Source organism: Vicingus serpentipes (assembly GCF_007993035.1).
Taxonomy (GTDB): Bacteria; Bacteroidota; Bacteroidia; order Flavobacteriales_E; family Vicingaceae; genus Vicingus; species Vicingus serpentipes.
In genome coordinates this window covers 211,693-221,077 of record NZ_VOOS01000006.1, presented here as the reverse complement: position 1 = coordinate 221,077, position 9,385 = coordinate 211,693, and the positions used below count along the sequence as shown (strand labels likewise).

Annotated in this window: 4 protein-coding genes; 2 read left to right on the top strand and 2 right to left on the bottom strand. The window is 29.4% G+C overall.

Translation table 11 applies throughout. The features are described from left to right. Nucleotides 1–1,272: choice-of-anchor L domain-containing protein (locus FRY74_RS12385; RefSeq protein WP_189765271.1), on the bottom strand; the 1,272-nt coding region annotated here is incomplete at its 3' end. A gap of 230 nt (nucleotides 1,273–1,502) precedes the next feature. Between FRY74_RS12385 and FRY74_RS12380 the strand changes: the two genes are divergently transcribed. Together FRY74_RS12380 and FRY74_RS12375 are read left to right on the top strand one after the other, a co-directional pair. Continuing rightward, a complete protein-coding gene (locus tag FRY74_RS12380) occupies nucleotides 1,503–4,223 on the top strand; it encodes a hypothetical protein (RefSeq protein ID WP_147102070.1) in 2,721 nt (906 codons plus the stop codon). Nucleotides 4,224–4,388: 165 nt separating this feature from the next. Continuing rightward, entirely contained in the window at nucleotides 4,389–6,206 is a 1,818-nt protein-coding gene (locus tag FRY74_RS12375) for a tetratricopeptide repeat protein (RefSeq protein ID WP_170228031.1), read from the top strand. Here FRY74_RS12375 and FRY74_RS12370 read toward each other — a convergent pair whose 3' ends face one another. Next, on the bottom strand, nucleotides 6,207–9,368 hold the full coding sequence (locus FRY74_RS12370; RefSeq protein ID WP_170228030.1) for a two-component regulator propeller domain-containing protein: 3,162 nt from the start codon (nucleotides 9,366–9,368) through the stop codon (nucleotides 6,207–6,209). It abuts the gene before it with no gap. Nucleotides 9,369–9,385 lie beyond the last annotated feature (17 nt).

Below are 9,385 nucleotides of genomic sequence, written 5' to 3'. Positions count from 1 at the left end.
GATATTACATGGAGCACAAGCCGTTCCGATAACAACAGAGTCTCTTGCTGGGCATCCATTTGCATCAATAATATCTAAAACATAAGTTCCTTGGCATAAGCCAGTAATATTTGGAGTACCTTGCCCTCCTCCAGGAGCAGGCAACCAGGTATAAGAAGCTATAGGAAGAGCTGCATTATTAAAAGTAGCAGACGCTGTTCCATCACATGCGCCACAGTTTTCAATTGTAGAATTGAAATTAATTGTTGGCTGATCTAAAATAGTCATTGGAAGCGTATCATGAACAAGCGTTCCACAAACATCATAAGATAAAATGATATTCATAGTTTCAGTTCCTTCAACCAAACCATCAGCAAATGGAGAAATTGTTATAGAAGTTGTTGATGGCCCAGCTGGTAAATTGTAACTACCTGGAGTAACAAAATCAACCCCATTAGTCGCCGAACCTGTTGTAGTGATATTAACGGTTGTAGCTACTGCAAAATTGGCTATTATCTCAAAACTGGCATCAATACAATTTTCGGCAGCTTCAACTACAATTGGATTTAAAGTCGCATCACTATTTGGACAAACCAATCCTTCAAAATCTAGGAAAACACCTGAATCATAATTACAATCTCCAGCATCAGCAATGATTAATTTCATATGATAGGTTTGACATTGAACAACAGGCATTGTTGCAGTAATTGCTGTTGTTAACCCATCATACTCAGTATTTGTTCCTCCAGTATTATCTACATAGTATCCTGCATTAGACCCATTATTAACGTTATCAATAGAAACAGGAGTAGTAGTACCAGGAATTAAAGCTACGTTCTCCGAATTATAATTTCCCCCTCCTGGATTAGGACCAGTAAGAAAAAAACCGAAAGCATCATTATATGAACCCCCAACAAATTCGGGGTACTCTTCTGAAGCAAAAACATAATCTAAAGTTAGAATATCACATTGTGGAATTACATCAAATTCCAACATACAAACATCTTGATTTGCCTGGGGCTCAATAGCTGTTAAATCAGGATCAGAAGCAGAAGTTCCTGGACAAGCACCAGTACCACTACCTATATTGGGACCAGTTGCCATAGTTGCATCACCTGTAGTTAATAATATACCCTCTGACAGCCCTAAACTTCCAGCTCCGCCGGTAAATGTAGCATAAGCCCCTGTTGGACAGGTTAATGTCGGATTTGAAATAATCACTCCAGGACCAGAAATAGCTGTTATTAAATCAGCTGCTGTTACAGCAGTATTAGCTACTACTTGAGCATTCATATTTATTGATATGAATAACGAGAAGAATAGAATATAATATCTTTTAAAAACCATGTTTTTTTTTTTGCTGAATAAAGTAAAATCTTTTATAAACTTAACAATTAAGACGACGAAGATAAACTTTAGTTGCCTTAGTTTTATTAAAATAATACTGTTAACTCTTTTTGGATTATAAGTGTAAAGTCAAACAAAGTCCTACTATTTTTATAAAAAAATTAAATCGAGGAAAAATGACTAAAAAAATTCTAATAGGCTTGTTTGTATTATTAGTAGGAGTTATCGTTATTCTCTCATACAATTTCTATAAAAATGTTAAAGCTCCAATTGCGACAAACACAATAAATGCAATCCCTCAAAATGCAGCCTTAATTATTCAGGAATCCAATTTTAAAAAATTTTTTAATCGATTAAGTTCTACTAGTATTATATGGGAAGAGCTAATACATAATACTCAAAATATTAATCAGCTTAATGAACAAATACAGTTTTTTGATTCCTTAATAAGCAATAATAAAATAGAACAACTTATTAAAAACAAACCAATAACAGCTTCTATCCATTTAGCAGGAGCAAAAAATTATAATTTTATTTTTTACACATCAACAATTACTAATATTAGTGAAGATAAATTTATTCAAGAACTAAAAACAATAACTAAATCAAATCCTGAAACAAGAATTTATGAAAATGTTACTATTTATAATTTCCCTGTTAAAGGAAAACAAAAAATATCATTGATTTACCAAAACAATATAATTGCTTTTAGTTATAGCACTATTTTAATAGAAGATGTGATAAGACAACTTTCTTCTGACAACTCTTTACTAGACAACTATTCTTTTAATAAAACAATAAGTACTTCAGGAAAAGTTGAAGATGGAAATGTATTTATAAACCATAAATATTTTCAAAAATTACCTAGCCTTATTTTAAATAAACAAATTAAAGATTACTCAAAAACTTTTGAGGACTATGCAATATGGAGTGCTTTCGATGTAACTCTTAAAAATAATTCTATTGCTTTAAATGGGTTTACATTAGCGACAGATACAAACAACAACTATTTAAATTTATTTAAACATCAAAAACCTCAAGAAATTGAAATTTTAGATGTAATTCCTAACAACACAGCTCTTTTATGCTATTATAGCTTTAGTAATGCTAAACAATTTTTTATTGATCGTAAAACTTTATTAAAAGCAAACAATCATTTTTTTAATTACCAAAAATATTTAGACCAACAGACAGAGACTTTCGGCATTGATTTAGAAGAAGAGTTTTTATCATACATTGGCAATGAAATTTCTTCTGTAATTATCGAGCCTATTAATGAAGATTTTACTGATGAAAAATACATTATAATTCATTTAAATGATACTGAGAAAGCATTAGGATCTCTAGAAAATATTGCAACAAAAACAAATGCGGATTATTCCATTACTGATTATAATGACTATAAAATAAATAAAATTGGAATTAAGAAGCTCTTTACCAACTTATTTGGCAAACCATTTCATGATATTAACCAACCATATTTCACATTAATTGGAGATTACCTTGTTTTTGGAAATTCAGAAAATGCCATTAAAAGTTATATTAATAAAATAGTTACCGAAAAAACACTCGGAAACGATGAAAACTTCATAGTTTTTAAAGATAATTTATCTTCTAGCTCAAGCATATTTATATACAACAATATAGCTCGTTCTGTAAATTTATACCCTCGCTTTTTAGCAGATGATTTTGCAAATAGTACTTTAGAAAAAACCGATCTTTTAAGAAAATTTGAAGCTGTTGCAATTCAAGTAAGCGCCAGTAAAAACGATTTATACTACAATAACATTTACCTAAAATACAATCCAGTATACAAACAAGACACAAGAACAGTTTGGGAAACAAAATTGGACACTATTGTTAAAGCTAAACCACAAATAATGGTAAACCATACAAACAATACTAAAGAAATTATTGTTCAAGATTTAAGCAATAAAATTTACCTAATCAGTAATACGGGAAAAACACTTTGGTCTAAACAATTATCAGAAAAAATTATTGGAAAAATTCATCAAGTTGATGTTTACAAAAACAATAAATTACAATACTTGTTTAATACCGAAACTAAAATTTACCTAATAGATAGAAATGGTAATAACGTAGAAAAATTCCCTGTAAAACTAAAAGCGAAAGCTACCAATGGAATAAGTCCATTAGATTATAGCAATAATAAAAACTATAGATTATTAATAGGCTGCGACAATAATATGATTTACAATTACGATATTAATGGAAGCCTTGTGTCAGGATGGGAATACCAACCAACCAATGGATATGCAAAAACTAATATCTGGCATTTTGCATTAAACAATAAAGACTACATCGTAATTCCTTTGAACAATGGCGAAGTAAAAATTGTAGAACGTTCAGGAAAAGATAGAATTAAACTAACGAATGTGCTACCTAAAAATTCTACTAATCTGAGCTTAACATTAAACAATGATTTAAAAAACTGCTACATTACAACCATTGATACTCTAGGCAATGTAATTAAGCTTAGGCTAAACGACAAATTAGAGAATACTAGTATTTCTGGTATTCCAAAAAATACATTTTTTAGTTATGCTAATATTAATAGCGATAACAAAAATGAATATATTTTCGCATATGAAAATACTCTTCAAATATTTGATTCAGAAAAAAACAAAATTGTTAACATAGAAACTGAAGATGTCATTACTGAAAACCCATTATTTTTTAAAATGCCCAATAAATCAAAAAAAATAGGCATTGTTACAGCAAATAATATATACTTATTTGATGAAACTGGAATTATTCAAAATAACTTCCCGCTTACAGGTTCAACTTTGTTTAGTATTAGCGATTTAAATAACGATAACACTTCAAACTTAGTTGTTGCTGATAAAGATATTTTATACATGTATAACCTTGAGTAATTATATATTTTTAACATTAAACAACACCCCTGTTTCATTTATGTTTTATTTTATGAGTTCCTTTGCTATGTTATTTTCTATTAAATGAAACCTAGCTCAGCGTTAAAGCATAACTTTTTATTTTTATTATTCGCTTTATTTTTTTTTAGTGATAGCTTTTCTCAAGTGAAAAAAGAAAACAAGTTACTAATTGGAAGACTTGAATTATCTGATAAAAATTACAAAGCTTCCATAGAACATTTTAATCTTTCTATACAAAATGAGCCATTAAATTATGAGCCTTATTACTATCGTGCTATTGCTAAAATAGAATTAGGCGATTTGCTTGGTGCAGAAAAGGATCTTAACAAAGCAATTGAATTAGAACCTCGAAACATCGATTTATACATTTTAAGAGGTGCTGTTCTAGATAGATTAGTTAAGCCTGAAGAAGCTTTCCAAAACTTTGAAAAAGCAATAGAAATCAACAATAAAAATCCAGACATCTATATTAATAGATCAATATTATATAGCAATTTACAAGAACACGAAAAGGCGATTGCTGATTGTGAATTAGCATTTAAATATAAATCAAAAAAAGAACTCATCTATATTATCAGAGGTATGTCATTAATTGGATTAAAAAAATACCGTGCTGCTATTAATGATTTTAATGTTGTTATTGAAAACAACCCTTACAATGCAACCAACTATGTAAGAAGAGCTACAGCAATGTTCTATCTAGAGAAATATGACTCTTCTTTAATTGACATCAACCATGCACTTCATATTGATCCAAAAAACTCATATGCCTATTTTCAGAGGGGCATCATTAACAAAAAACAAAACAATGAGGATAAAGCTATAGAAGATTTAACTAAAGTAATTGAACTACAACCAAACTCTTCTACTGCTTATTATAATCGAGCTTTGATTTATGGGGATAAAGAGAATCTAAAAGCCGCATTAAATGACTACAACAAAGTGTTAACCTTAAACAACAAAAATATTCTTGCTTATTTCAATAGAGCAATTACCCTCCAAAGGTTAAAACAAACAAAAGAAGCAAGAAAAGATATTGAAAAAACAATCGAACTTTACCCTGACTTTGTTGATGCATATAAAGTTAGAGCGTCAATTAAACAAGAAGCAGGGGATTATTATGGTGCTGAACAAGATTTACAAACTGCTGCAATAATTAATGAAAGTAAACTCAATTATTCTGACAGCTTAAAACAGGTTGAAGAACTTTTCATTGCCAGAGTCACCTCTTTTAGTAGTGGAAACTCAAATACTGCAAGTAACTCATCTTCAAAAATAAACGACATTTCTCTCTCTCCAGCTTATGGATTAAGCTTAATTCCTACTCAAAAAGAACGACACATTATAGATTCTTGGAATAAGATTAATAAATCTTTCACTTCTTACTACTTATATTATTTAGATGATGAAGATGTTGTATTAGCCAATACTCAAAATTCAGTTTTAGAAAATATTAATAAACAATTAACTAAAGCTCCAAACAATGCAGAGTTATATTTAAAAAGAGCAATTGTTTACACCTCATTAAACCAATTTGATAGAGCTATCTTAGATTTAAATAAATCGATTTCTTTAGACCCCACAAATTACATTACTTACTTTTCAAGAGCTACTATGATTTATAGCATTATTAAATCATTAAATGAAACTGAAAACTCAAATTATTCGCTTGACATGGTAATTAACGACTATGATAGATGCCTTAACGAAAACCCTAATTTTAGTTACGCCTATTTTAATCGAGGAAATCTAAGGTGCCAAAAAGAAGATTACATTGGAGCTATTGAAGATTATAGTGAAGCAATAAAAGTTTCAAATAGTTTTTCTGAAGCTTACCTAAATAGAGCTTTAATCCTATTAATATTAGACAATAAAGAGCAAGCCTGTATTGATTTAAGCAAGTCTGGAGAGCTAGGAAATATAAGTGTATATGAAGTTATTGCAAAGTATTGCAATCAATAATTATATTTTAATACACATTACCAATATATCATCAATTTGCTCGTGATCTCCCATCCATTTCAACAATTCATCTCTTAACCTCTCTTTCTGATAACTTGGTGTTTCTGTATAAATATCTATAAATACTTCTTTAAGTCTTTTGTTCATGTATTTTTTCCCTTTTGGACCTCCAAACTGATCTGGATATCCATCAGAGAACATATAAAACATATCCTCTTTCTTTATTTCAAAGCGATTTAATTCATAATCAAAATCTGTTGGAGCACTTCCCCCAATTGGCTGTCTACTACCTTTCAATTCATGCAATTCATTATCTCTAATGTAAATTAAAGGTCGAAAAGCACCAGCGTACTCAACTACATTTTCATCTAAATCAAAACAGCAAATTGAGATATCCATTCCATCGCGACTTTCACTATCTACATCTTCTTGCTTTAAAACTTTTTTAATGGCAATGTTCAGTTCTTGTAAAATACGATCTGGAGAAGTAATCTTATTTTCGATTATTATTTGATTTAAATTATTTACCCCAATCATACTCATAAAAGCACCCGGAACACCATGACCTGTACAATCTGCAGCAGCAAAAATCAATTTATTTCCAATACGTTCATACCAATAAAAATCACCAGAAACTACATCTTTTGGCATATACAATACTGAAACACTCTCTTTTAATTCCTCAAGTTTTGCTGCTTTAGGCAAAATAGCATCTTGTATTTTCTTAGCGTAATTAATACTATCAGTTATATTTTTGTTAGCAACCTCAATTACCGTCTTCTGATGTGCTAACTCTGTATTTACTGACTCTACCTTTTCTTTTTCTTCTCTTAACTCTTTTGTTCTTTCTTCAACTTTATTTGTAAGTATAATCTGAGTCTTCTTAAGGTTCCTAGTTCTAACAACAATAATTAAATAACCTACTAATAAAATAATTAAAATTGAAGAAGCATAAAACCAATTGGTCTTCCACCATGGTGGATTTATTTGAAATGAAAAATCAACTTCTGTTTCCACCCATACACCATCACTATTTTGGGCTTTTAATTTAAATACATAATCTCCATGAGGGATTGCCGTATAAACTGCTTTTCTATCTTTAGTTATTGGCAACCAATTTTCGTCTAAACCTTCAAGCTTATATTGATATTGAACCTCTTGAGGATTAGTAAGAGAGACTCCAACATATTCAAAAATTAAGTTATTATTATTGTAGGTCAACTCCAACTTTGATGGAATATTAGTTTCAACATTTAAACTATCGGTATAATTATCCCAACTAACACTTTCAAAATTTAATTTAATATTGTTTAACGATAAATTAGGAGGAATCTCATTGACTTTATCATTTTCTAAATGGTAAGTATAAAGACCATTTATTGTCCCAAATAGCATTTCATTTTTTCTATTTCTAAAAACAGTATTTAAATTACATTCTACACCGTTAAAGCCTTCGTTTTTACCATAGCTTCTAACTTCTATCTTGTTTAAATTATTATTCCAATGCTGATAAGCACTCTCCAAGCTAAGTCTATCTAATCCTTTGTTTGTACCTAACCACACGTTCCCCTTGCCATCTAACTCCATTAAATAAATATTCTCTGACGTCAATCCATCTTCCTCTGTTATCTTTTTAAAATCTTTACCATTATAGAGATAAGCTCCCTCACTAGTTCCTATCCATAAATTATTCTTTGAATCAATGGTAAAACTTCTTGCTTTATCACAATCTATACCTTCTTCTTTTGATAAAAATTTAAATCTATTGTTTTGATATTGATAAACTCCTTTATTTGACGCTAAAAACAAAGCTCCTCTATATTGTATTATATCATAAACAAATTCTTTAGGGGAATTTACAACAGATTTTAAAGAGTCGTTTTTTAAAACATAAAAACCCGTTTTACCTCCAACATACAACTTGTTTTTTAATCGATAAGTACAAAATATATCTTCATTTTTAATATTTTCATCAGAAAAAGGGATGAATTCAATTTTATCATTCATCATTGAATAAAGACCAATATTAGTCCCCAATAAAATTTTATTTTTAAATTCATTAAAATGATAAACAATGCTAAACCCTAAGTCTTTAGCTTTTAAAGTTTTTATCGTTTTATTTTTATCAATAATATTAATTCCACGGCCATAGCCAATATATAAATTGCTTTTTTCATCTTCATAAACAGCTCTTATATAGTTATCTATAATTCCATTATTTACATCATAATAAGTAAATACCGGATTAAATTTTACCATACCAGCACCTAATGAACCCATCCATAAATTTGATTCTGTATCTGTAAATACTGCCCAAATTTTTTGATAATCAAATCCATTTTCTTGACTTATCCATTCTGTTTTATGAGTTTCAATATCTAAAAGATATAATTGCTTATTTAAGGCCCCAAATATTAACTTATCTTTATATAAACTTGAAGATGTAAAAGTTAAATGAGAACCTTCAATTTTTGGGAGCTTAATAAATTGAACACTATCTTCAACAATTAGGTTAAGACCATCTAGAGAACCTACAAAAATCTCTCCTTCTTTTCCCTCTATAATGGTTTTAATATAATTTGAAGACAATCCATTTTTAGTTGAATAATTTTCAACGTTATTCTTTGTGTCAATTTTAAAAACACCATTATTTTTAGTTCCAACCCATAAATTTTCATTTACATCAGAAGAGATACAATTTATAAAAGAACCATTTAATATTTCATTAGGGGTGTTGTAAAATTCAATTGAATCTAGAGATAAATTATATTTATATAATCCTTGTGCTGAGCCAAACCAAACATCTCCATTTTTAGGATTAGCATATGTGTAATAAAATGATTTACCAATAAAATAATTCCTTTTAACATTGGTAACATATTCATTTAATTCTGAAATTCCATTTCGTGTTGCCGTCCAAACATTACCATCATTATCTTTAGTAACTGACATAACAACATTATTAGCCAATCCATGCTTCTCTTTTATTGATTTAAAAGAATAACCATCATAAACACCTAGGCCTCCTCCATTTGTTCCATATAATAAACAACCATTATTTGCCTGTGATATTGACAGCACATCTGATTGCTCCAGACCTTGAGCGACATTATAATTAGAAAAATTATAGGTCTGGGCAATAGAAGTTGATACTTGAAGCATCAACAATAAAAGAAAGC